Origin of the sequence: Butyrivibrio sp. TB (assembly GCF_900110805.1) — a bacterium.
Taxonomy (GTDB): Bacteria; Bacillota; Clostridia; order Lachnospirales; family Lachnospiraceae; genus Butyrivibrio; species Butyrivibrio fibrisolvens_C.
Window position 1 is genome coordinate 18,769 of sequence record NZ_FOER01000034.1, and the last position, 25,081, is coordinate 43,849.

A 25,081-nucleotide genomic window follows, 5' to 3' on the forward strand; every position below is an offset into this window, starting at 1 on the left:
AGACAATTTCTATGGTATGATTTTGTGTATATTTACAGAATATAAAATATCTAATTAGGAGGAAACATGAAATCTAAGGTCATATCTTTCTTCTTGGCTACAGTTATAGCTACAGGCGTTCTTACTGGCTGTAGCAACAATTCCGCAAATGAGTCCACAACAGATCAAAACAGTGCTATCTCAGAATCAAGCGAAGGAACTGATAGCAGCACCAATAACACCAATTCTGCAGATAACTCTGCAAATGGTAATACAAGTACAGATGCTGATGCATCAGCTAATGACGCATCTCTTCCGGCATCTTTCGATGAGTTTATAGCTTCGCTACATGCAGGGCAGTCATATGCTTATGCTCCTATATGTGAGGGAGAGGATGCTCTTCTTGTCACGAGTTATACATTTGATGATCTTAACGGTCATATAGCTACTTATGATGCTTCTATATATATAGAAGAAGGTGGCTCTGTTAAGAAGGTTACTACTGTTCAGAGCGGGGGTACTGCTTATCCTATTGCTGTAACTGCAGATAATGAGCTTATTGTAGGTAACAGGAATTCTGTTCAGGTCGCACATATTGACAAAGCTTCAGGTAAGTATGTGATAACCAGGGAATCAGATGTAGAATTTACAACTGATGAAGAGGGTGCTTATCATGACTATATAGAGGGGGAAGATGTCTCTATCGGAACAGATTCTACTCTTTACGATGAACTAGACAGTTTGTACTGGGATTCGGAAGTTATTAGTTTTGAAAGTGCCGGTGTAAGTTCAGATAACACTCCAAATCTTGAAGGAGCTGTGTACGCTGCTTATGAAGGTGATGACTTATATAACATCTCCTGTTATATAGGCTTTGAATCTGACACTACAGGTTTCATGCAGACTCCGGACGGATTATCAGGAGCACCTTTTGATTATGAGCTTAAAGGCTCTGATATTGTATTCCATATAGCATCCGCTGATGATAATACTGCTGCATCCTTTAGTTTTGATAATGCTTCATTCCCGGTTCTTACTTTTTCAGGTGAGAGTCCTTTTGAAAATCCTGAAGTTACACTTACATTCCTTGACAATGCTGATCCTGAAACTTTTGAGGCTTCAACCTACTACGAAGGAGACAACACTCTTTTAATGCAGGTTTCAAGCTATGACAAGACTTCTCTAACTGGTGATCTGTACCGCGAAGAGAAGATCAAAGAAGAGTTTGTAGACGGCGCGGTAGAAGGCGATATCCTTTCTTCTGTCAATGGTACAGCATTTACAGTTGTATCTTTTGAAGATGTTAACAAAGAGCTGGAATACGGAACAGATGATGAGTTCAAAAAAGACGTTGTTGGCACAACACGTTTTGACAAATTCCTGGTACGATCAAGCGATGATGACTTCTATTATGCTCTGCAAAAAGAAGACTATGAGTCATCCTACAAGGTAGTATCACTGATGACAGAAGGCACTGTCAAAAAGCTGATCGCAAAGGATGTAACCTTCAGTATCAAAGAAGACTGCGTTATAGTCCTTCTTAAATTCGTATTAAACGATGAGTCAGGCGAGCTCAAAGAAGACTATATAATTGGTAGAGAGTTTGATCCTGAAAGTTACCCGGGCTGGTCAGAAGATGCTACAGAGTATTATCTCTCATCAGATATGCTGGTATCTATTAGTGTTGTAGATAATGAGCTGTCCTGCATCGTGCAGCAATATGTAGAATAACAATCATAAAGGAAACAACTCAAACTACCACTTGTATGGTGCATGATCACCAGGAAAGCTTGAAATACTAAAGTAAAAGCCGCAAAAGACCGGGGCGAAAAGCTCCGGTCTTTACACGTGTTAGAGAAAATTTAGTGCTTACTCATTTTTATTGAAAATAAATGAGCAGGCACTGGTAATGGGTGGCGTATGTTTGGAGGGTGTGAAGTTAAGCCTAATTAAACCTTAGCGTCTCATACAGAACCTGTGCATATATTGCAGATATGAAGTCATTGGGGTGATTGAGCATATTGCCTGTAACATCCATGAAGCGCTTATGTTTTAGTATCTCCTTGTGAACGCTCTGCACGTCAGCAAGTACTATACCTCTTGATGTTATACTCCTAAGCGCATCTGCATACCTATCATGATAGCAGTCAAAATAATAAGGCGCAGTATGTACATTAGGATTGGGAAGAGATGTTGATATCAGGACAAATTCGCACTTTGGGAATCTGTCTCTTATTTTGTCTATGATCTTAAGGGTCTTGGATGCATATTCAGGTCCGTCTACTCTGTCATTCATGCCAAATCCCAGGATCACAAGATCAGGTTTATGATCTAGTACTCTTTCTTTTACATTGTCATATGCCCAGTCAGAATCCATGCCGCTTTCTGATACATTGATAAGGCTTACGTCCTTGTCATTGTCATAGTCATAGCTGTCACGAAGCCCGTCTATAAGGACCTTGGGCCATATGGGCTGATTGGGATTTTCACCATACATAGAGCTTGCATCAAATCCGCAGCAGATGCTGTCTCCGTACAATACTATGTTTATCTTTTCTTTATTTTCGATCTTCTTTTTCAGATATGGAAGGTCATCTATCTGATTGGTTGGAACATATCCTTCCCAAAGAGCTGTTGTTCTGTAGGTTATAGCTATCTGATGATCTGTCACATATGATGGTCTTCCTATAGCTCCGAGGTTTAGGTACCTTCCATCATTGGTCATGACAGGGCTGCACTCGAATTTGTTGTCCTGAGCTTCCATGGCTTCGTCCGCTTCCTGCCTTGTCTTAAATATGGCAAAAGAGCTATCGATGGCATTAATACTTGAGCCTGGTGTAATATGAATCTCACCTGCGTCAAGGTAACAGTCTCTGCCAAGTTCGTACACATTCTGACCATCATAACTTTCTATCTTCAAGATCCTGTCAGGCTTATATAGAAATGGAGCTTTGCAGACATCTCCGTCACCCAGCATTGCAAAGGTCTCTCTGTATACAATACTGGTATCCCATATTGGTGTTAGAAGAGTTCCGATATTATACATGTCATAACCTCGTTTACTGATTACTTAAGATAGATACTGATAGTGTTATTATGTGCAAAGACTTGATCACTTCATTGTGATCTATATACATTTCAGCATCTATCTTAAATAGTCATTTTTTAAATAAGCGGATACCAATTTCTTGGTACCCGCTTTTATTATGATCACAAGATTATAAAGTTATAGTCCTTACGATCATACTATTGGTATACTAATACTCCCCAAAGTTCTTTTTTGATTATTTCATAGCTGCGATACGAGCATCTACAACTGCCTGATATTTCTCTGTATCAAATGCAACTACTGACTCCCATCCAAGACCATTAAGTGTTGTAACCATCTCATCCCACATCTGGTCGAACTCTTCTTCGCTTGTAGCCCATACCATTCTCCAGGATGCATCACAGATCTCTTTGCCGCACTGGCTTCTTGCAAGTGCAACATCTGTATCATCAGAAGGAAGTGACATGTTGATCCATGGAACGAAATCTGCCTTATCATTAGTCTTTAAGTAGTCAACTTCGTCTTTAGCTCCAAATCTTTCTTCCCATTCCTTAGTTGTAGCTGTTGTATTAAGCTCAACATAGCTTGCCCAGTAATCAGATGAGTATGTCTCGCCTGTTTCAGGGTTGGTCTCGATACCTGCAACGATCCACTGGTTGATGTTGTTGTTACCATCTGTGAATGTTCCGCCGCCGTACTCTTCAGGAATCTGAACATCAGCTGTGAATCTGTTAAGACCATCTTCTGTAAGCTCATACTTGCCATCAGCATTAACTGTGTACATAACGTCCTTGATACCAACGTGCTGTGTCTGAAGTCCATCAGGTGAGCAGTACCAGTCAAGGAACTCAAGAATTCTTGTCTTCTCTTCAGGTGTTACGCCCGATCCGATACCGATTACACGACCATCACCATAGTAAGAATCTGATGTCTGGAATACATTCATATCAGAGATCGGAATAGGTGTGAAGTTCTTTCTTGCTTCGCCGTTAGCAGGTGTGTTTGTGAATCCCTGCATCCAGTTGTTCCATGTAAGGTAAACTCTTGATGCACGCATCTTGTCACAAGCTGAATTCCAGTCCTGTGTAGCTGAGTCAGGATCTACGATACCTGCAGCCTGAGCCTTATAGAAGAACTTGAGCATCTTATAATAAGCACCTTCCTTATCTGTAAGAGGTCTTATTGTATTATCTCCGGAGATAAGAACTGATCCGTTAACTTCTTCGCCATACCACTTTGTGAGCTGATTAACGTTCTCAATACTTGTTCCGTCCCAGTCAGGCCACATTGTGATAGCGTATGCCTTGTCGCCATCATCGTTAGTAGGGTGGTTCTCCTGGATAGTCTTAAGAAGATCGATAAGATCATCTGTTGTCTTTAGCTCAGGTGAGCCTGCTTCTACATAGTAGTCCCATCTTACACGAGGCATAGAGCTTACTGAATTCTCTACATAATCTGTAGGTCCATTGGAGTTCATCTCAAGCGGAATTGCGAATACGCTTCCATCACTTGCGCCTTCAAGATTAGCATTGAATGCCTCAATCTGCTCTTTGTACTTGGAAAGGTTTGGATAGTTCCAGATCTCATCACCTATATCCATTACAAGACCTGAGTTGATACAATCCTGCATGTCGGCATTGTCCAAAAGGACGATATCACCAAGGTTACCTGATGCTGCTCTTGTCTGATAGAGCTGAGAAGCATCACCTGATACCTGAGGAGCGATGATGTTGAGTTTGATGTTAAGACGGTCTTTTAATACCCATCCAAACCATCCTGTCTGCTCTCCCTGGTAGTTAGCTGCAACATCGTAGACTTCAAATGTCATCTCTTCAGAGTGATCTCCGGCGCCGGCACCTGCTCCCTGCTGCTGGCTGCCTGCCCCGCCTTCTGCTCCCTTACTGCATCCGGTAATAGCAGCAACTGTCATTGCGGCTGTCAGACCTGTAGCAAGTACTTTTTTCTTAAAGCTGTTTTTCATATAACCCTCCTTTATAAATTCTGCGCAAGTTTCGCACAGTTATTAACTAAGTTACATTTAATCATCGTTATCTATAGTCTTTAAAAACTGTTCTTATAAAACTCATCGATCACATTTTTTATAAAATCACTTTCTTATCAAATCCAGTGATATCAGCCCTTAACAGCACCGATCATGATACCCTTTACAAAATATCTCTGGAATATCGGGTATACCAACATGATAGGAATTACTACAATAACTGTAATTGTCATACGGATACTGGTTGCTGTCTGCATTGTAGCTGCAGCTGCGGCAAGTGAATTTGAGCTTGAGTTGTTGGCAAGTGATGACAGTGAACTTGCCTGATTCAGATACTGATACAGAAGGAACTGCAAGCTGTAAAGTCTTGTCTCAGTGACAAGAAGGAGTGTATCCTGGAATGCATTCCACTGGTTAACTGCCGCGAATATGGCGATAGTAGCCATGATAGGTTTCATAACAGGAAGCATTACATGGAAGAATGTCTTAAGTACGCCTGCTCCGTCAAGCTCTGCCGCTTCTGAAAGCTCTCCCGGAATTCCTTCTACGAAGGTCTTGGTAAGAATGATGAAGAAGGGAGATACAATAACAGGAAGTATGTATCCCAGGAAGTTATTGGTAAGGTGAAGGTTCTTCATTGTAAGAAACCATGGGATGATACCTGCATTGAAATACATGGTTGCTACAACAAGTCTGTACCAGAACTTCTTGGCCCACATGTATCTCTGAGCGAACATATAACCAAGATATGATGAAGCAGATACTGTGAGAAGCGCTCCTATGGCTGTTCTTAAAACTGATATCTTAGTTGCCTGGAAGAGTCCGTCAACCCTAAGTACACTTGCATAGTTGTGCAGGTGTATCTGCTGTGGCCAAAAGAGAATCACACCTCTTTGGCTTAAATCATTGGCACTTATAGTATTTATAATGATGTAATAAAAAGGGTATATACACACAATAACTGCGAATATGAAGAAGATGTAGCAGCACACTTCAAGAACTATATCGCCTGTTGTTCTGTGCATTTTGTTTTTGGTGCTCTTACCGGTTTTTTCCATTTTCTTTACTCCGGACTTTTTTATTGTCATGTTTGATGGCTTATCACCATTTTCCTGAATTATACTTTCCATTACTCTGTTTCTCCTTTTAAAAAGCTACTGTTACTGCTCTTGTACGAGCTCTTGTATAAGCTCATGCATCACATTTGCAAAAACGCTGTCTAAAAGTTATGTATTATAGTATGCTTTCGCCTCTGACCATCTTGGATACACCATTAGCAAAGAACAAAAGTGCAAGGCTTATGATACTCTTGAGCATACTGATGGCAACTGAGATAGAGTAACTTCCGCTTCCCATCGCAAGGTTGAATACATAAAGGTCAAGCACCTGAATATATTCTTTGTTGAAAGCGTTCTGGAATACGTAGAACTGCTCCATACCGTTTGAAAGGAAATTACCGATATTGATCATAAGTAGTACGAAGAATGTTGGAAGCAGGTTCGGGATAGTTATAGTCCAGATGATCTTCCATCTGTTGGCACCGTCTACTCTGGCAGCTTCATACATCTCTTCATCTATGCTTGAGATTGCAGATATATACATGATGGCTGCCCATCCAAGATTCTTCCAGGTAAGCCATAACCACTGAGTCAGCCATACATGATTTGATGACTGAAGGAAGAGGATCGGCTCCTTGATGATCCCAAGTCCCTGAAGGAATGAGTTCATCATACCTGTGCTGTTAAAAAGTGAAAAAGCTATTGAATATACAAGAACCCAGCTTATGAAGTTAGGAAGAGTCGTTGCTGTCTGAACGAACTTTCTGAATCTTGTATTTCTGATCTCATTGAGAAATACTGCAAAGAGCATAGGGATCCATGATGTAGAAAGAGTGATTCCACTCATTACGAAGGTATTTCTAAGTACTCCCAGGATCTGCTGAACCTTGACCGGAGACTCTACCATGGATTTGAACCACTTAAGTCCGACAAAGCTCTCGATTGTCATAGGCCTTGGCGGTCTGTAATCAAAGAATGCATATACCCAGCCGTACAGAGGGTAATAGCAAAAAATCAAAGTAAGCACTATAAAGGGCGCTATAAGTAGAAAGTTTATAAACGCTCTTTTATCACGTTTATTTTTGAACATTTTTTGACCTCCCCATATCTGCTGTTTTCATGGGATCGCATAAGCTTAATCGCTTTATGCCTTACCAAATCTAACAGCTATTCCTCTTATGCCAAAAATATATCATCCGGCATTCGTCAGATTTTCTCATTTTTTGTCTTAAATCGCTCAGTTTTTGTCATATCATTATCAATTCTTGCGCACGTTTTACTAATTTGTGGTTAAGTTTCCGAATGATACGTGCTTTTTTGCTGATTTTTTGTGTAATAAATGCAAAACAGGATTGATATTCGAAGGCTTTTATATTATTATTTGTGCAAACTGTTCCTTACATTACAGGATGTAATGAAGGAATGTTTTTATCTGACATTCATGTCAAGGAATAGTCATCTTTTTATATATTAAATATGCTTTCAATATAGTTTAATATTCAGGGGAGGGCTATATTAGATGTCTAATAGAACTTTTTCCGGCGCAAATGCCATAACTGAAGAAGAAAGATATATGAATCCCATCCGTCCGCAGCCGTATATAGGCGGAACAGGGACAAGTTATGATGGAACATATGAATATGTAGACTATCTTCCGGGGACCATGGTTCGCATATGGTACACCTCCAAGCAGGAATGCTTCGGACTTCACTATCATCAGCCCCTTGAGATCGTCCAGTGCGAAAGGGGATATTATATCAGCACTATACAGGGTGTTGAATACAAAATATGTCCGGGGGATATCCTGATAATCCCCAGCAAGATGATCCATACTCTCTTTCCTATGAATGATTGCAGAGGTTATGTACATCTTCTGGATCCGTCGATCATCAATGATATCAGAAGTACTGCCCTTATCAAGGACATCCTGGACAAGCCTATACATATAAAGTCAGAGACTGACCCTGTTCTTGCAGAGAATATAGGATCCATATTGTATATGATGCATGATGCATACTTTGGATCCAATTCACTTAGAGAGCTTATTGTGTACTCATACCTCCTGCAGATACTTGAGAAAGTAGGCAACAGCCTCTTGGCAGGAGCTCTGCCTGATCAGAAAGATTATCAAAACAGCGCCAAAGAACTTGTAAAATACAACAAGGCGCTAAACGAAGTATGTGAGTACCTGTCATCGCATTACAGTGAGCATCTAAGTCTTGAGGAAGTGTCCGAGAAGTTCGGATTCTCGACATGTTATTTTTCAAGAATATTCAAAGAGTATACCAATACCGGTTTTAAAGAATATGTACATACTTGTCGGATCAAACATTCAAAAGAGCTTCTAACCAAAACCGATCTTAGTATAAATGAAATTTCTGCAAAGGTAGGATTTGAAACAGCCCAGTCTTTTAACAGAGTGTTCCTTAAAAAGACAGGCAACACACCATCAGGATATCGCAAACTATACAAAATGAAGACAGTCTGAGCGGCTGTCTTCATTTTTATTGGCAGCCTTCATTCTTAGTGTAATTACTCGTTCATAAGTGAATCAAGAAGCTCTTTAAGCTTGTCGTACGGAATAAGTGATTCCGGCACAAGGAAGAACTTGCGTCCATTAACATCACGCTCTATGATCTTATCTTCAGGAAGGACTACCTGATCTTTGTGGAAGTTATTCAGTCCTTCAAATACCTGTTCACTTTCTTCTTCCATCATTGCTTCTTCGCGAAGCTTTTCCTGCATAGCCTTCTCTGTGAGAGTTTCGATATTCTCTCCAAAGCCCTCCGGTCTTGTTTGAATCTCTACGTCACTGTTCTGACGAATCGATGTATCAACGCCTTCAGACTGGCTTATGCCCTGCTCCTGATATAGTCCGTATCCATCTGCTGTAGCAAAGGCATCTTCTGACTGCTCTCCTGCCAGAGTTGTAAGGCCGTCATCTTCAGTGTTTCCTTTATCTTTTTTCTTAGGCTGCGGTTTGACATAATCAGGGACATCTGCTGCATATATACCGCGTATCATATTTCGCTCAGGGTCATTCTTGACTACGCAGAGCATATTGTCATAGTCAGATGATCTGTCATTAAATGAAGGATACATAAATCCTGCAACAGGATTACCAAGAACCTTGATAACATCGGATGCATGGAGCTTATTGTCAACTGTTTTCATGATGCCTCCCTTGGCAGGCTTAAAGGGACATATGCAAGCAGCTATATAGTTATAGACTTCTTCAGACTCTCCGGTCTTGTTCTTGCCTGTATCCTTAGCGGGTACGTCATAGGCATCCGAAAATACCAAAAGGGCGAATTCGCCGTCTGCGTCATAGTTGTCTATGATCTGCTGTGCCCAAGCTCTAACAAGTCCTGCATCAGGGATATCAGACTGAGCAAGTGCTGTAAGGAGTCTTGCATCATCGCCTATTACTGTTACATCCTCTGCAAAGGCTCCGCCTGCGGATGAATAGGCTTTGCTTATAAGTGATATATACTTCTTCTGTTCATCGTCATCAAGTGTTAGAAAGCGGGTAGAGTCAGCGCCTTCTATCTCCTTGCCCTCATTATCAAAAACAACATATGCCATGCCACTAAATGAGCAATCCTTAAATTTAAATCTCTTCTTAATCTCTAAAAGTTCTGATCTGTTCACGTAAAAATAATCCTCCTTGAATTGTTATGTATCGCTTCAGATGCCCCACTTAGGCATAGTAGTGTCCTTGAAGGGTTTGCAGGAACACCTACACCCGAGCAGAGTATAAATCATTGTCATACTTATAATTGTTTTATAAATTCATGGCATGATATCTGGTGCTTTTTATTCTGGGGTACCGTACACCTCGATCTGTGTAAGAGCAGGGAATGGGCTTGGATCGTCTGCTTTAATAAGGTCTCCTAGTGTTAGCCACTCTATGTTCTTTTTGTTTATATTGAAGATATGAGGCTTTTGGACTTTTTTGTCCATATCTACAGTTTCTGTGCTTCCATCAGAGAATTTAAATGTTCCCCTAATCCACCAGTTATCGTGAGGAAAATCTGCTCTTGTATATAGGCGGATCTCTTCAATATCAACGGGATAACCAAACTCAATCTTGATAGTTGCATCATCCTGTCTGTTGATGCCCCATGATTCATAGGGCCACTCGCCGTGTGACCTTGTCTCGATGACGCCGTCTATTGCGTTTCTTGCGGCAAAAACAGCTTCACCTCTTGTCTCAACATTGGCAGATGCATGAGGGTATACGCCTGTAACTTCATGCTGATCGCAAGGATTAAGGCATAGATTCCTGTAAGCTTTGATCTCATGATCATAAGCCTTCCTGATGCTGACAAGATGCCTGTTACCTACAAAAGACATGGGATTATAGCTTGTCTTCTTTTCATAGAAAGGGATTGTGTATCTGAAGGAATCTGTAGTTACAAATATAAGGGATTCCTCAATCGTGGGATCTACCTTTAGTTCATAAAATGCCCCCTTCTCAAGCCCCTTAAATTCTATGTAGTCATCTTTCCTGTACTCGCCTTCCCATGCAAGTACCACGCTGTCATCACCTTCATCCTGCGCCTTTATAACATCGCCCCATGCGCCGTGTACTTCAATTTTCAAATGTCTATCCTCCCCACAAGAATTAGTCTTTTCTAACTGCAACTTAACAACTTTGTTATTATAACATTTATTTACACAATGTTCTCACCCATAGATATTTGAGTATTAGTAACATTTTTATTCATGACTTTTATAAATCGAGTAAGACCATGACACTGATCTATATTATAATTATAAAAACAGATAAAAATGAGGTTGATATGAGAAATATAGCAGTTGTAACAGGGGCAAGCTCAGGCCTTGGCGAGGAGTTTTCAAGACAGCTTTCTAAAGAAGGCTACCACGTAATCATGGTCGCAAGAAGGAAGGACAGACTCCTAGCCATTCAAAGCGAACTTGCAGGTACAAGCAGTATCTATACCGCAGACCTTTCTAAGAAAAAAGAGATAAATAAGCTATGCGAATCTATCGAAGATGAACTTGGCAAAGATTCGGGGAATAAGCTGTCTGTATTTATCAATAATGCAGGCTTTGGTCTATCCGGAAGATTTGAAGACTGCGATGAAAAGCGCGAAATAGAAATGGTGGATGTCAATATCAAAGCCCTTCACCGCCTTACTAAGAGGATGCTCCCTCTTATGGATAAGGAAGATGGCGGATATATCCTTAATATAGGTTCCTCCGCAGGTCTCTTCCCTGCAGGTCCATACATGGCAACTTATTATGCAACCAAAGCCTACGTTGTAAGCCTTACAAGAGCCATAGCTTATGAACTAAAAAAAAGCGCCTCCAAGACCTATATAGGAGTACTATGCCCCGGCCCTGTAGACACACAGTTCAATGCTGTTGCGAATGTAGTCTTCGCCCTTAAAGGCATGTCTGCATCATCCTGCGTATCATACGCACTTAAAATGATGAAAAAAAGAAAGGTAGTAATAGTCCCTACCCTTCGCATGAAACTTGCATGTTCATTATCAAGACTCCTCCCAGGAAGCCTTGTAATCCCCATGGTTGCCCACCAGCAGCACAAAAAAATGGGGTAATTTACATATCTATCAATACATCAAACTTCCCACACCCTCGAAGAGCATTTGGGTCGCCTCTTCGCCTAGGTGGGAAGTTCACCACATCATCCAATCTTAGTCAGAAACTCTTTGACATTGGCCTGGACGTTGCCATTGAAGATGGCTGAGCCTGCTACTATTACGTTGGCGCCGGCATTTACAACCATCTCAACATTGTCTGTCTTGATGCCGCCATCAACTTCTATATCAAGATCTTTAAGGCCAAGAGTATTGAGGTGATTTCTAAGATCACGAATCTTGTCTGTAGATGAAGGAATATATTTCTGACCACCAAATCCCGGCTCTACACTCATGATAAGCACCATATCCACATTCTTAAGATAAGGTTCAAGAACATCTATAGGAGTTCCGGGCTTTATGGATATGCCTGCTTTCTTGCCATAAGAATGGATCAGCTCTATAACAGCCCATGGATCAGGTGCTGCTTCCTGATGGAAAGTAATGATGTCTGCGCCAACTGCTGCAAACTCTTTGATATATCTTATGGGATTGGTGATCATGAGATGAACATCAAATACTGCGTCTGACGCATCTCTGATGCTCTTAATAACTGGAAGTCCAAAAGAAATAGAAGGGACGAACACTCCGTCCATAATGTCAATGTGAATATACTGCGCTCCGGCGCTCTGGCAGTCGATAAGCTGCCTCCCCAGATTTTTGAAATCTGCTGATAAAATAGATGGTGCAAGAATGTTCATATATAATCCTTTCTTTTGCCATATACCATACGTCTCATTATACAATCTTGAATTTAAAATTCAAGATTACCTTATGCCAAGGCGTGCAGACACTTCCGCCAGCCTCCTATCAAACTGATCCCAGAAGGACATCCCCACTTTGTAAGGCTCTACATAGAATACCTGCAATATATATCTGGCAGTATTAGTCCTCTTTGGCTCAGGCACTTTAGTAAGTGCTTCTCCCATCTTCTTACAAAAGTCATGCCAGCTTACTACGAACTTCTCGTACTGGGCAAGGTTTTCAATCCCTATCCAGTCTCTAAGTTTTACCGGATATCTTTGAGACCCGGGCCTTGTGCATTCATTAACCTGCAAGAAGTAGTGCATGCCATTCTCATCATACAATCTTCCCATTGGGAAAAGGCGACAAAAGCCCGGTCTGAATGCATGTACCGTGCAGCGGTTTTCATCATTTAAAAATGCGCATTTTTCTTCTTTGTCAGGATGATCTTCATCATAGGTTATAAGATTGGGTAGGATTAAGTTATCAACAAGTCTTATCTCTATCTCCTTCTCAATCATATCTGCAAAACTTCGGCCAAGACCCTTGCACAGGTTGTAGATGTCATATGGATCAAGGATTATGGAGTCTCCTGTTATCCTGCAGCAGTCGCTACAGCCCATGCACTCGTTACAACCTACATTTACAAGATCATCAGGCTTATATACAAATCCATCAGATATATCTTCAAAATTCACATCTCTTAACATCACCAGGAACCTCTTATACAAATCAATAATGTTCATTCTAAGGGGCAAATTTCTACTATATGCACAAAAGAATGACTATCCCTTATATGATATAATATAACTACGTTTCGTCCATATTACTAGAATTTCTTGTTTTTTGTTTGAATTTGGTGTTAGAGACATGGCTTACTGATTTTTCGCCTGTCTCGTCTCATATCGATTCATCCAATTAGCAACATGACTTACGAGGTGAAAATATGAGAAGATTCTTTGCATTCTTATCAGTAATAATCGTTATTGTTTTTTTCTCAAGTAACAGTACAAACGTCTATGCAGCCGGTAGTTACAAGGTAACATTTAATGCTAACGGTGGAACAGGCGAGATGGGCACTGCTGCCTTTAGTACCACATCAGTTTCTACTCTTCCTGCCAACAAATATACAAGAACCGGCTACCGCTTCCGCGGATGGAATACAAGTAGTGACGGCACCGGGGTAGGATATGCGGATCAGGGCTCTGTTATGTACACAGGCGTTGATAATTTAAAGTTATATGCATCCTGGGAACCGCAGGTATTCAAGATCTCTTTTGACGGCAATGGTGCTACATCCGGCAGTATGAATGATCAGCTTATAAGCTATGATCAGACTACATCGCTTCGGGCTAATGCATATACCAAAGATGGCTATACTTTTGCAGGATGGGTTGATAACAGCGGCAACGTATATGCCAACGGCCAGGCAGTTTCCAACCTTCGCAAATGCAATATGCGCTCTACCAAGCTTAAGACTATAAGCGCCGGTAAGCCCAGTGTATATACAAACTATTCATTTAAGAGTGTTCAGGGATCAACTGTTTTCACACAGAACTCCCATAGATACGTAGTATTTGCAGCATCTATCAATGATGCAAGCTACTATGCCGGCGACCTGTCCCACTACGAGACCAATCTCGTCAAGTACGACCTTACTGCAGGCAAAACTGTCGCTCAGGTTCATAACCTGTGGTTCGATCATGGCAATGCTCTATGCTATAACACAGATAACGGACATATCTATATCGCAGAAGGCGGCACACGCCCCGGATATGCATCCGATATCATGGAGGTTGATTCGAACCTTAACTATGTCACAACCCACCATATAGAAGGTGTCAAAAATGTATATGCTATTGCCTATTATAATGGTGCCTATTATGTAATGGGCAAAAATGATAACGGCAAAGCATGCTTCTTCCTTGTAAATTACAATTTTGAGATAGCAGGCTGGAAAGATGTAAGTGCCAACTACCAGCAAGGTTACTGCATACAGGGCATGACTGTAGACGGCAACTTTATATATGCTCTTACAGCATGTTTTGATGCCTATAACTGGAAGGGCAACCAGAAGGTCAACGTATTCACAATGTCTGGAGATTACGCAGGAACCTGGTCTATCGACATCTCCAAAGAGGTAGAAGACATCAGTATAGACCCGTCCACCGGCAAAATCTACGTATCTACCAACGAAGGAAGTAAGACAACTGTTTATGAGACGGTATTCCCTAATGTAACACTGCATGCATCATGGGTTAAGAATTGATTGATAAAACAGGAAATCTGCATATATAGATTTCCTGTTTGATTGTTTATGGCAAAATATATAGATTCCGGAGAAAGTTTGAAAATGTTCCATTTTCAAACCCAAATTGGTGTCGCGAGCTCCACCAATTTGAACCATTAGTCACTCGCTTTGCTCGTGACATGAGGTTAAATATGAAAAAACTAATTACATCGCCCAAGGCTGACGGTTTCCATATGCCTGGCGAATTCGAAAAGCATATTGGAACAATAATGATCTGGCCTGTAAGACCCGGTTCCTGGCCCTATGGAGGAATAGAAGCTCAGAAGATTTTCACACAGATCGCTAAAAAGATTGCCAAGCATGAAGTAATGTATATGCTGGCAGATAAGGAGCATGCCAAGGATGCTGCCAAATCTCTTGATGCAGATATCATCGATGTACAAAATGGAGAGGCAGTACCTGATACATCTTTCAAAGAAGGCTCTTCCAATATACATATCCTTGTGATACCTACTGATGACAGCTGGGCAAGAGACGTGGGGCCAACTTTTGTTACTAACAAAAGAGGCAGTATAAGAGGTATCGACTGGAAGTTCAATGCCTGGGGCGGAGACATAGACGGTCTGTATCCGGATTATGAGAATGATAACGCGGCAGCATCTAAGATATGTAAGGCTCTTGATACAGATGTATATGATGCTCAGGATTTCGTCCTTGAAGGAGGTGCTATCCATTCTGACGGCGAAGGAACAGTTATAGTTACGGAGAGCTGTCTTCTTAGCAAAGGCCGTAACCCCAAGATGTCAAAAGCCAAGATCACAGACAAGCTCTGCAACATGCTGGGAGCAAAGAAAGTTATCTGGATCCCTTACGGCATATATAATGATGAAACCAACGAACATGTTGACAACGTCTGCGCCTTCACAAAGCCCGGCGAAATAGTCCTGGCATGGACAGATGATACAGATGATCCACAGTACAAGATGAGCGCAGCTGACCTACAGGTACTTATAAGTACCAAGGACGCCAAGGGCCGTAAGCTCAAAGTTCACAAGCTGCTAATCCCCAAAAAGCCTGTATGTATCAAGGAAGAAGAACTTGAGGGTTACGAGTTTGCAGAAGGCGAAGATACAAGGCAGGTAGGCGAAAGGCTTGCAGCAAGCTATGTAAATTTCTATATCTGTAACGAAGCAGTCCTTGTTCCCCAGTTTGGAGATGTTAATGACAAGGCTGCAATCAAAAAACTAAAAGCCCTGTTCCCTGACAGAGAAGTTATAGGGATACCTGCAAGACAGATCATCGTAGGTGGCGGCAATATCCACTGTATAACGCAGCAGATACCGGCAAATTAACGATAGCCCCACTTATTAAAAATAGAAGTGACGATCAAGGATAATTAAAAGGATAATAATACGATAATGAGAAAAGTTACTATCGCAACATGCCAGATGCAGATGACATCTGACGTTAATGAGAATATTGCAAAAGCAGATAAGCTTGTTCGTGAAGCAGCCAGAAAGGGCGCGAACGTAGTCCTTCTTCCTGAGCTTTTCGAGCGCCCGTATTTCTGTCAGGAGAGAAGATACGATTACTATGAGTATGCAACTCCTCTTTCAGACAATCCTGCCGTTAACCATTTTAAAAAGGTTGCGGTCGAGCTTGGAATAGTCATTCCAATAAGCTTTTATGAAAAGGATGAAACTGTCCTGTATAACACTATCGCTATGATAGATGCTGATGGCAGTATACTTGGAGTATACAGGAAGACCCATATCCCGGATGATCATTTCTATCAGGAGAAATTCTACTTCACACCGGGTAATACCGGCTTCAAAGTATGGGATACCAGATTCGGCAAGGTCGGTGTTGGTATCTGCTGGGATCAGTGGTTCCCGGAGACAGCCAGATATATGGCTCTTATGGGTGCTGAGATCCTTTTATATCCAACAGCTATAGGATCAGAGCCGGTTCTTGATACAGATTCCATGCCTCACTGGCGCCGCTGTATGCAGGGGCATTCAGGTTGTAATCTTATGCCTGTTGCAGCTGCTAATAGAATCGGAACAGAGTCCGTAACACCATGCATAGAGAACAATAATCAGTCTTCGTCCCTTAAGTTCTATGGTTCATCCTTTATCACAGACGGAACAGGTGCCATAGTAGCAGACGGATCAAGAGACAAGGAAGAAGTTCTTACAGCGACCTTTGATCTCGATGAACTTAGAGATATGCGTATGAGCTGGGGAGTATTTAGGGATAGACGACCTGAATGCTACAAGTAGAAGGCTATTTTTTTAAAACTTGCGCCGCAAGGCGCACACAGTTGGCGATTTATAGTGTTATGTTTCCTTACTGCTTCCACGATTTGAAGTTGTCGCAAGTACATATGAATAAAATGTATAATGATCACTCGTAATATTTATAACGAGTGATCATTATTATTCTCCATAAATCCTGCAATTACATTTTGATTCAGGAATCAATGCTTCTTTCGTATGCAAACATATACTGCTGCATGACTCCTCCGTAAGGGCGGTATGCTTCTATAGGGAAGCCTTCCGGATAATATTTATCCTGTATCTTGTTCATCCACACATCAATTGGGAATGAATCAAGTCTGTAGAAGCCAAAGAGCATGGTGCAGTTTGCAACCTTCTTGCCGACTCCATACAATGAGCACAGTTTGTCAAAAAGCTCTTCATCGCCAAGGCTCTTCCACTTATCAAGATCAACTGCTCCGTCAACAGCGGCGCGAGCTGCTTTATATATATACTGGGCGCGGTAGCCAAGGCTGCAGGCATTTAAGTCATCCATAGATAAAGATGAAAGCTGCTCCGGTGTAGGGAAAGCATATAGCTTCTCTCCATCAGCTTCTCCTATTACACTTCCTGCTGCCTTACAGATTTTCTCTACAGATGCTTTTATGGCAGGTATATTTTTCCTCTGAGAGATAATAAAGGTAATAAGAGTCTCCCAGGGATCCTGTCTTATAATACGGATTCCATCGCAGGCACTGGCAGCACGTTTTAAATAACTGTCATCCTCCGGAATACAATCTATTATCTTGCCGTAATCTGTATCAAGGTCAAAATAATCTTTCCAGATATTATCAAAGTCTGTATCACTGCAATCCATGGTAACGATGCCAGATGTCATATCCTGCTCTATATTTAGGATCTTGCCAAATGCTATTATCCTATATTTAATCTTTCCGGATTCTATATCAGATGTGGCACTACCTGCCTTATCTTCCAAAATTCTGGTCCATCTAAAGCACTGACCGCTGTCTGCAATCTGCTCAAGGTCGAACTGTTTAAGCTCTAATTTCTTCATAGCAAACTCCAAGTATTATAAGTTTTAAAATATGTGTTTGAAGATTGATACATTTATACAAAACTCCAGCAATCCTCAAACATATAGTAAGTTATTATGTTATCAGGACAATCTCATCTTAAAATCTTCGTATCCGAACTTCTTAATAAGTCTTACGTCACCTGTTTCATCCATGGCATATATTGATGGAAGGCACATTCCATTGAAGGTGTTATTCTTGACCATGGAGTATATAGCCATATCTTCAAATACCAGCCTGTCTCCTATCTGTATCTCCTTGTCAAAAGAATAATCGCCTATAATATCCCCTGCAAGGCAGGTGCAGGAAGAGAGCCTGTAGGTGTACTTCTTTTCAGAAGCCTCCCCTGAATCTCTAAGCGGCGGACGATATGGCATCTCCAAAACATCAGGCATATGACATGCTGCTGATGCATCAAGTACCAGTATCTTAAGATCGTTGTCTACAATATCAAGAACCTGTGTTACAAGATATCCGGCATTCAGGGCGATGGCTTCGCCGGGTTCGAGATATACTTCTACATTGTATTTTTCTTTTATATTTTTGATACAACTGATAAGCTTTTCTCTATCATAGTCTGCACGGGTGATATGGTGACCACCGCCCATATTGAGCCATTTGATCTGGGGCAGTGATAGATATTTACCAAACTTTTCTTCCACAGCTTTTAAAGTTTTTTCAAGATCATCACTATTTTGTTCACAAAGGGTATGGAAGTGGAGACCATCAACATAGTTAAATGCATCGCCATATTCTGATAAGCCTTTTTCAAATGAAGATAAGGTTATCCCCAGTCTTGATCCGGGTGCGCAGGGATCGTAAATAGCATCTTCCTGCGTGGAACACTCCGGATTTATGCGAAGGCCGATTCCTAGATTCGAAGTCTCATTAGTGCTTTCTTTACTATAAGTTGCTCCTTCGATTCTTCCAGATTTATCATTCTGATCTTGATGAATATCAGCTACGATCTTTCCATATTTACTTAGCTGGGCAAAAGAGTTGAAAATCACGTGATCGCATATTCTTGCAATCTCTTCTATCTCGTCTTCCTTATATGCTGGAGAGAAGACATGATTTTCAAGTCCCATTTCTTCTTGACCAAGTTTTGCCTCAAAAAGGCCACTTGCAGTTGCTCCTGCAAGATACTTCCCAATAAGGGGATATTCGCAGAATGCAGAGAATGCTTTCTGGGCAAGAAGTATCTTACAACCAGCCCTTTTGCTTACATCTTTTAATATCTCAAGGTTTTCTTTCAACTTCTTCTCATCAATTATATAAGATGGTGTTGGTACATTATTAAATTCCATGGCTAACCTCGTTTTCTTTCTAATGTCTTCATATATCTACAAAATTTATATAAGGTTTTTAGGCACAAAAACACTGCAATGCCTACGATTTATAATACAACATGTCGGCATGTGGGTAAAATCGTTGATAGGGCTGATCTACAACAAAAAAGATTTCTATGCGATTATATATTTTTTCCAAACGTTTTACCAAATACTATTACTTATTTTGTCGATTATTTATATTGTCAATGAAATAGCGAATATGTATAATTTCGTTTTGTGTGTTAACGAAAACAAAAACAAAGGCAAAGCAGACGAAAGTCTGTGACGCAAAACTACAGGGACTTTGAAATGTCAGCCAGTTGCATTTATATGAATCTGAAATCGTGATCACTTTCAGACATTTAAGCACGTAGACATGGAGTCCTTCGTGCTTATTTTTATGAATGAGGTTACAAATGAAGAAATCTAAATTCTCTTTTATTGGAAAATTGTGCGGTACTGCTCTTCTTATGCTTATAGCTATGTCTATTATTGTAACGGCTGTAGGCGTGTCTATGGTCAAAAAAGCTTACTATGACTCTTTTGCCGAAGAACTTCATATATCTGCACTACAAGTATCCGAGATGGCAAGTCAATGGTCAGGCGACTGGTCACTTAACAGTGATAATGAACTTATGAAGGGTGACATAGCTATTCATGACATATTTCAGAGTCAGCTAGATTCACTTAGTGAAAAAACCGGAATATCTTATACAGTATTCTTCCAAAATGTTAGAAAGATAACAACTCTGACTGACGCAGATACCGGCCTTCGTATGGAAGGAACAACCGCCTCCGAAGCAGTTACCAGTACCGTTATCAGCGGTGGCAGTGAATACCTTTCTACAGATCTTGAGATTGGTGGCAACAGCTGGTATGCATATTATCTCCCTATCAGAAACTCTGACGGATCAGTAGTTGGAATGATTTTTGCAGGAAGATCTACAGAAGATGTGGAATCCAGTCTTTCTTCTGCTGCAATGAAAATGAATGCTGTGAGCGCAGTTGTACTATTAATAAGCTTCATCATCGGTTTAACAATGCTTCTTGTATCAAAGAAAATTGTAAAAGACGTTGTAAGTGGTCTTGAAAAGCTTGGCAATGGAGACCTTTCTGCATCATTTGATAGTAAGAATATTAGTCGTAAAGATGAGTTTGGTGACATTGTAAGAAGTGCTGACGGTCTTAAGAACAAGCTAAACGAAGTTATCTCTGCAACACTTGCACTTTCAGGTGAAGTTACAAAGTCAGGTGATAGCCTCTCTACATCAGCTCAAACAGCTTCACATGTATCAACTCAGGTTGCAGAAGCTGTAGGTGATATCAGTAAAGGTGCTGTATCTCAGGCTGAAAGCGTAGAGACTTCTGCTTCTAATACTAACGAAATGGGTGATAGCATTGATGAGATCGGAGTAAGCGTAGAAGACCTTTCAAGTGCTACAACCCAGATGCTCACTGCTGCCAAGAGAACTGTCGAAGCTCTCGACGGCCTTATGGAACAGAACAAGACTGTTATGGCTTCAATGCTGGATATCGACGCTCAGATCAAAGCTACCAACAACGCTGTTAAGAAGATTGCTGATGCATCTCACTCTATCACTGAGATATCAAGCCAGACCAACCTTCTGTCACTTAACGCTTCTATCGAAGCTGCAAGAGCCGGTGACTATGGTAAGGGATTCGGCGTAGTTGCTAATGAGATAGGTCTTCTTGCACAGCAGTCAAGTACAGCTGCTACAACTATCAATGAGATAGTAGAAGATCTCGTAACAGACTCTACTAAGAGTATGGAAATAATAGAAGAACTAAATGCTGCTTTCAATGAGCAAAGCTCCCAGCTTACAAGCACAAAGTCTGATATGGACGGCGTCGTAACTGGAGTTAATAGCGTAGAGCAGAACACCCAGACAATATCTGATAAGGTTAATATGCTCAACTCTTCCAAGGCTCAGCTTATCGACCTTATTGCAGAGCTTTCTGCTATATCTCAGCAGAACGCAGCCTCTACAGAAGAGACCAATGCTTCTATGGAAGAACTCAATGCTACATTTGCACTTATCAGTAACTCAGCATCAGATCTTAAGGATCTTGCAGATTCGCTTAACCAGAAGATGAATTTCTTCCAGCTGGCAGCTGAATAATTCTATTGTTTGCTGAAGTCTTATCATATATAAATAAACGCGCGATTATATGGCGCATATAAAATGTCAAAAGGCGGAATGAGTTTAATGTTCTCATTTCGCCTTTTGTTGTGCAGCTTCTAACGCTTGCACTGATAGTCACAATTGTTTTGGGCTGTGCATGATCAGTATTCCGGATACTTATCAGAGCTTATGGCCCAGCCGTTCTGATACCTGACTGTTACGTACAGATCTTCATCCTCTCCATCAAGAAAAACATAACAGCGACCATCTTCAAATTTGTCAGTGATATCCACTACCTGATCCATGAAATACAGGATAACTCTACCGTCATCATAGTATTCCACGTCAACATCATTAACAAGGTCTGCCAGTAACTCTTCCTCTGTAAGAGGTCTTTCTGTTCCATCAGGCTCTATCGCTATTCCTCCGCCTCCGGATTCTCTTATATTACCATCTTCATCTGTATATTCCATTGTGTAATTACCAGCACCGTCAAATTCTATGGTAGCTGTTGTCTGATCACCATGGATCCAAAGCTGGATGATTCTCTGGATACCTCCAACATTAGCTGCATATGCTGTTCCTGATAATGCAATAACTGCAAGACATATTGCAGCTGCTGCCACTACGTTCTTTATTACTGCTTTCCTCTTTAATATAGCCATTTTTTCATCCTCCAATGAAAAGTCGCAGGAGGTCTGTAATGCAGAGAAAGCTTTTTTATAATTATCTCTATTGCTCATCTTCCCATTCCTCCTTAAGTGCGTCTTTAAGCATTGCACGACCGCGCGATAATCTTACCTTTATATTGCTTTCTGAAATCTTTAAGATATTGGCTATCTCTTTGACGCTGTAGTCTTCGTAGTAAAAAAGGTGAACTACAACGCGATATTTTTCGGGCAACTTCATAACTTCTTCGAATAGGTCCCTACTTTCCGGCGTTTCAAAAGATAGAGTTTCTATATAATCTTCTAACCGTACTCCATTTCTGTGCCAGAAGGATGCCTGAATATTTTTTGCTTTATTGATTGCCACTCTGAGTAGCCATGCGCGAATATGCTGCTCACTGTCAAAGTTTTTGCGTGTCATGTAGTACTTTAGAAATGTATCCTGAACAACGTCTTCTGCATCGCTGGCATTCTTGCATATACTAAATGCCGCGGCATAGACATTATTCTTGTACATATTCATTAGTTCCTGTACAGGTAGTCTCATGTTGTCCCTCATTTCTGAGTATTTTTAGGTTTTAAGTACTTCAAATAAGGCCTTATATTATTATTACAGTTGTGGAGTCCAAAAGGTTACAAGTTTGAACGATTAATTTTGCATACTACTTGATGATAATGCATCCTCCCCATCTTTTAATCCCAGTATCTCTACTACTGCTTCACTGATTTTTTCCTTCATGCCCTAATTCCTTTCCTATGGTTTTTTGATAAAAAAAGAACCGCAATAGATTTAAAGCAATCTGCTAAATCAATTACGGTTCTGCTCATATTACTTATTAACAGCACCGCACGGCAACAAGACATACGTTCCTGTAACCATGCGGATAAATGCGATAGTTACAAGAACTTATGTCTCCTTGCTCTGCGTCTTAAGCTGTTTGTCAGTAATAATAAATTCATACGTATATTTCCTTAATTTTTGTAATGAAAACAATATACATTACATACTAAAAAGTGTCAATTCACTTTTTTCCAAACACTCTTACTTATTTCAAATACGCCATCGTGATATGGACCTTCTCCTGTGAAAAAGGTTTCAAATCCGCACTTTTCCAATACGCGGCCTGATGCTTTGTTTTCAAGAAGACGGATACCATAAATTTCTGAAATGCCAACTTTTTCTGCCATCACAGGAAGGAAGGCACTTACCGCCTCGGTAGCATAGCCATTTTTAGTATACTGCTTTGCTACATGGTAACCGATCTCCCACTTTCCATCACCAATCGGAACAAGCTGAACATAACCTATGTTCTTGTCATCTTCTTTGGTGATGAGCGCGTAGATAAGTGGTCCTTCAGTAGAGCCATACTGAGACATTATAAACTCTATGGTTTCCTGCGCATCTTCCAGTGTTTCAAAAACTTCATCCGGAACGAATCTTCTGATATCCTCATCCAGAGAGTTCTTGTGGACATCCATCGCCATGTCCATTGTCATCTCTGTTATTTTTAATCTGTCTGTTTCTAATAAAATATTACTCATAAATCCTCCAATTTATTCAAATTATTTTTATTCAAATCAATTTTAATAAAATCATTTTGAATAAAACTCTCCTGAATAAAACATAGCATTTTTAGATTTTTTCAACTTATGTGTAACTTCTTATCTTTTGAGTTAAACAGTTCTATCTCTGGAAGTTTTTCCCAAAATTATTCCAGAAGAACCTGTACTCTTCATTTCTTGCAAAAACAAAGGCGTAATGGGAGTTTCTTTTTTCTTGCTTTAGAAATTTCAAATATTCCTGCTGATAAGGCACAGAAAATGTATGATTCTCATAAATGACTATCAGTGGGAGATCCGAAAAATCCTCAGCACCGGAATCCACCGGCTCATCATTATTTTTACTGATGAGCCGCAGTGGAATCCTGACAAGTTCTGACATGAAGTATTCTGAATAATCAGGAACATCTTCAGGTTCTTCTACCATATCTGCACGGATAAAATCTTCCAGTGTTTTGTAAGGAGCCTTGTTATTCTCATCAAATTCTCCGTAACCTTCCACTGCAGATACATCAGTAGCAGCGATCTCGAAGATCATATCAAAAAAGTTCTCATAGCACTTCTCAAATTCTTCAGGTGAAAGCTCACCAGCTTTTCTGCCCTTGGGACTCATCTCTATTTTTTCTTTAGTAAGGTTTCTTATAAAAATGTCTCTATTCATGTTATTGTCCTCATCTATTTGCTTTGTGTAATGTTTGTAGTTTCCTGAATTGATGTAGCAAGCTTCATCAATTCGAACCATTAGTCACTCGCTTTGCTCGCGACATGAGGTTTTGTATCAGCGCTTTTACAATTATGATAATATCAGCAGTAGCGCCGTATTCAAATAGAGAGAATCGTTATAACTGAATTATACCTATTTAGTGTTACTCACTTTATCGTAAAAAAAAAGGAGCCTGTATTACAGACTCCGCTTTTCACATTATTTAATACTCAGTTATTATTTTCTTCTTGTTTTTTCAGCGCAAGGTATGAATAATCTGGGGCTATTTGAGCCGCCTGTCCGGTGAAAATGAGCCACCATTCCGTTTTGGTGTGAGCCGCTCTACCGGTGTCATTGAGCCACTATCTTGATCTAACTAAAATGAATATATGCGCGTTATTGCGTAAATTCATTTTAAGGAGGGTCAAGTTTATGACCAAATATCGAGAAATCCTAAGACTTAAAAGTCTGGGATTCAGCGAACGGAACATTGCTCTATCAGTTCCATGTTCGCGAAACACTGTGTCCAAGGTTGTAAAAAGCGCAGAAGAAAAAGGAATCTCCTGGCCACTACCTGAAGGCACAACTGATGCAGATCTGGAGAAGCAGCTTT

At 40.6% G+C, this 25,081-nt stretch carries 21 protein-coding genes, 1 pseudogene and 1 riboswitch; of the genes and pseudogenes, 8 read left to right on the forward strand and 14 right to left on the reverse strand.

Annotated elements, in window-relative coordinates; all coding sequences use genetic code 11:
• Positions 1-66: 66 nt before the first annotated feature.
• On the forward strand, positions 67-1,710 hold the full coding sequence (locus BMX21_RS17360) for a hypothetical protein (RefSeq protein ID WP_092046310.1): 1,644 nt from the start codon (positions 67-69) through the stop codon (positions 1,708-1,710).
• Positions 1,711-1,924: 214 nt separating this feature from the next.
• On the opposite strand, the gene BMX21_RS17365 is transcribed toward BMX21_RS17360, so the two are convergent.
• From BMX21_RS17365 to BMX21_RS17380, 4 genes are all read right to left on the reverse strand, one after another.
• Complete coding sequence (locus tag BMX21_RS17365) at positions 1,925-3,025, reverse strand: SGNH/GDSL hydrolase family protein (RefSeq protein WP_143057286.1); 1,101 nt, start codon at positions 3,023-3,025, stop codon at positions 1,925-1,927.
• A gap of 238 nt (positions 3,026-3,263) precedes the next feature.
• Positions 3,264-5,009, reverse strand: coding sequence for a type 2 periplasmic-binding domain-containing protein (locus tag BMX21_RS17370; RefSeq protein ID WP_022754792.1), 1,746 nt, complete (start codon positions 5,007-5,009; stop codon positions 3,264-3,266).
• Positions 5,010-5,161: 152 nt separating this feature from the next.
• A complete protein-coding gene (locus BMX21_RS17375) occupies positions 5,162-6,088 on the reverse strand; it encodes a carbohydrate ABC transporter permease (RefSeq protein WP_027203610.1) in 927 nt (308 codons plus the stop codon).
• A 175-nt stretch (positions 6,089-6,263) separates the two neighbouring features.
• On the reverse strand, positions 6,264-7,178 hold the full coding sequence (locus BMX21_RS17380) for an ABC transporter permease subunit (protein WP_022754794.1): 915 nt from the start codon (positions 7,176-7,178) through the stop codon (positions 6,264-6,266).
• A gap of 429 nt (positions 7,179-7,607) precedes the next feature.
• Between BMX21_RS17380 and BMX21_RS17385 the strand changes: the two genes are divergently transcribed.
• The gene (locus BMX21_RS17385) at positions 7,608-8,576 is read left to right on the forward strand and encodes an AraC family transcriptional regulator (protein ID WP_022754795.1); all 969 of its coding nucleotides are present in this window, start codon (positions 7,608-7,610) and stop codon (positions 8,574-8,576) included.
• Positions 8,577-8,620: 44 nt separating this feature from the next.
• Here BMX21_RS17385 and BMX21_RS17390 read toward each other — a convergent pair whose 3' ends face one another.
• Positions 8,621-9,739 carry a DUF4317 family protein gene (locus BMX21_RS17390; RefSeq protein WP_092046313.1) on the reverse strand — a complete coding sequence of 373 codons (1,119 nt, stop codon included), beginning with the start codon at positions 9,737-9,739 and terminating at the stop codon, positions 8,621-8,623.
• A 165-nt stretch (positions 9,740-9,904) separates the two neighbouring features.
• Positions 9,905-10,693: a DUF7402 domain-containing protein gene (locus tag BMX21_RS17395; RefSeq protein ID WP_092046316.1), complete on the reverse strand. Its 789-nt coding sequence runs from the start codon at positions 10,691-10,693 to the stop codon at positions 9,905-9,907.
• 200 nt (positions 10,694-10,893) lie between these two features.
• Here BMX21_RS17395 and BMX21_RS17400 point away from each other — a divergent pair, with 200 nt between their 5' ends.
• Entirely contained in the window at positions 10,894-11,676 is a 783-nt protein-coding gene (locus BMX21_RS17400) for an SDR family NAD(P)-dependent oxidoreductase (protein WP_092046355.1), read from the forward strand.
• Between the two features lie 86 nt (positions 11,677-11,762).
• Here the strand turns inward: BMX21_RS17400 and rpe are convergent, their stop codons facing one another.
• Entirely contained in the window at positions 11,763-12,416 is a 654-nt protein-coding gene (gene rpe, locus BMX21_RS17405) for a ribulose-phosphate 3-epimerase (RefSeq protein ID WP_022754799.1), read from the reverse strand.
• A 66-nt stretch (positions 12,417-12,482) separates the two neighbouring features.
• Positions 12,483-13,169, reverse strand: a complete 687-nt coding sequence (locus BMX21_RS17410; protein ID WP_177174102.1) for a YkgJ family cysteine cluster protein — start codon at positions 13,167-13,169, stop codon at positions 12,483-12,485.
• Between the two features lie 236 nt (positions 13,170-13,405).
• Between BMX21_RS17410 and BMX21_RS17415 the strand changes: the two genes are divergently transcribed.
• From BMX21_RS17415 to aguB, 3 genes are all read left to right on the forward strand, one after another.
• Positions 13,406-14,728 carry an InlB B-repeat-containing protein gene (locus tag BMX21_RS17415; RefSeq protein ID WP_092046320.1) on the forward strand — a complete coding sequence of 441 codons (1,323 nt, stop codon included), beginning with the start codon at positions 13,406-13,408 and terminating at the stop codon, positions 14,726-14,728.
• A gap of 173 nt (positions 14,729-14,901) precedes the next feature.
• Positions 14,902-16,062, forward strand: coding sequence for an agmatine deiminase (aguA, locus tag BMX21_RS17420; protein WP_092046323.1), 1,161 nt, complete (start codon positions 14,902-14,904; stop codon positions 16,060-16,062).
• A 66-nt stretch (positions 16,063-16,128) separates the two neighbouring features.
• Positions 16,129-16,992, forward strand: coding sequence for an N-carbamoylputrescine amidase (aguB, locus tag BMX21_RS17425; protein ID WP_092046326.1), 864 nt, complete (start codon positions 16,129-16,131; stop codon positions 16,990-16,992).
• A 190-nt stretch (positions 16,993-17,182) separates the two neighbouring features.
• Here aguB and BMX21_RS17430 read toward each other — a convergent pair whose 3' ends face one another.
• Both BMX21_RS17430 and nspC read right to left on the reverse strand, forming a co-directional pair.
• A complete protein-coding gene (locus BMX21_RS17430; protein ID WP_092046329.1) occupies positions 17,183-18,043 on the reverse strand; it encodes a DNA-3-methyladenine glycosylase family protein in 861 nt (286 codons plus the stop codon).
• Positions 18,044-18,145: 102 nt separating this feature from the next.
• A complete protein-coding gene (gene nspC / locus BMX21_RS17435) occupies positions 18,146-19,369 on the reverse strand; it encodes a carboxynorspermidine decarboxylase (protein ID WP_092046332.1) in 1,224 nt (407 codons plus the stop codon).
• Positions 19,370-19,645: 276 nt separating this feature from the next.
• Positions 19,646-19,721, forward strand: a riboswitch (cyclic di-GMP riboswitch).
• 88 nt (positions 19,722-19,809) lie between these two features.
• On the opposite strand from nspC, the gene BMX21_RS17440 reads away from it, so the two are divergent.
• A complete protein-coding gene (locus tag BMX21_RS17440) occupies positions 19,810-21,534 on the forward strand; it encodes a methyl-accepting chemotaxis protein (RefSeq protein WP_092046335.1) in 1,725 nt (574 codons plus the stop codon).
• 164 nt (positions 21,535-21,698) lie between these two features.
• On the opposite strand, the gene BMX21_RS17445 is transcribed toward BMX21_RS17440, so the two are convergent.
• From BMX21_RS17445 to BMX21_RS19475, 4 genes are all read right to left on the reverse strand, one after another.
• Complete coding sequence (locus tag BMX21_RS17445; protein WP_092046338.1) at positions 21,699-22,280, reverse strand: DUF4179 domain-containing protein; 582 nt, start codon at positions 22,278-22,280, stop codon at positions 21,699-21,701.
• Positions 22,270-22,752: an RNA polymerase sigma factor gene (locus tag BMX21_RS17450; RefSeq protein ID WP_092046341.1), complete on the reverse strand. Its 483-nt coding sequence runs from the start codon at positions 22,750-22,752 to the stop codon at positions 22,270-22,272. Before BMX21_RS17450 ends, BMX21_RS17445 begins: the two co-directional genes overlap by 11 nt.
• A 470-nt stretch (positions 22,753-23,222) precedes the next feature.
• A complete protein-coding gene (locus tag BMX21_RS17455; protein ID WP_092046344.1) occupies positions 23,223-23,747 on the reverse strand; it encodes a GNAT family N-acetyltransferase in 525 nt (174 codons plus the stop codon).
• Between the two features lie 142 nt (positions 23,748-23,889).
• Positions 23,890-24,426 (reverse strand): hypothetical protein, encoded by a 537-nt coding sequence (locus tag BMX21_RS19475; RefSeq protein WP_177174103.1) that lies wholly within the window; start codon positions 24,424-24,426, stop codon positions 23,890-23,892.
• A gap of 474 nt (positions 24,427-24,900) precedes the next feature.
• Between BMX21_RS19475 and BMX21_RS17465 the strand changes: the two are divergent.
• Positions 24,901-25,081: pseudogene (locus tag BMX21_RS17465) on the forward strand (IS21 family transposase); the annotation flags it as partial.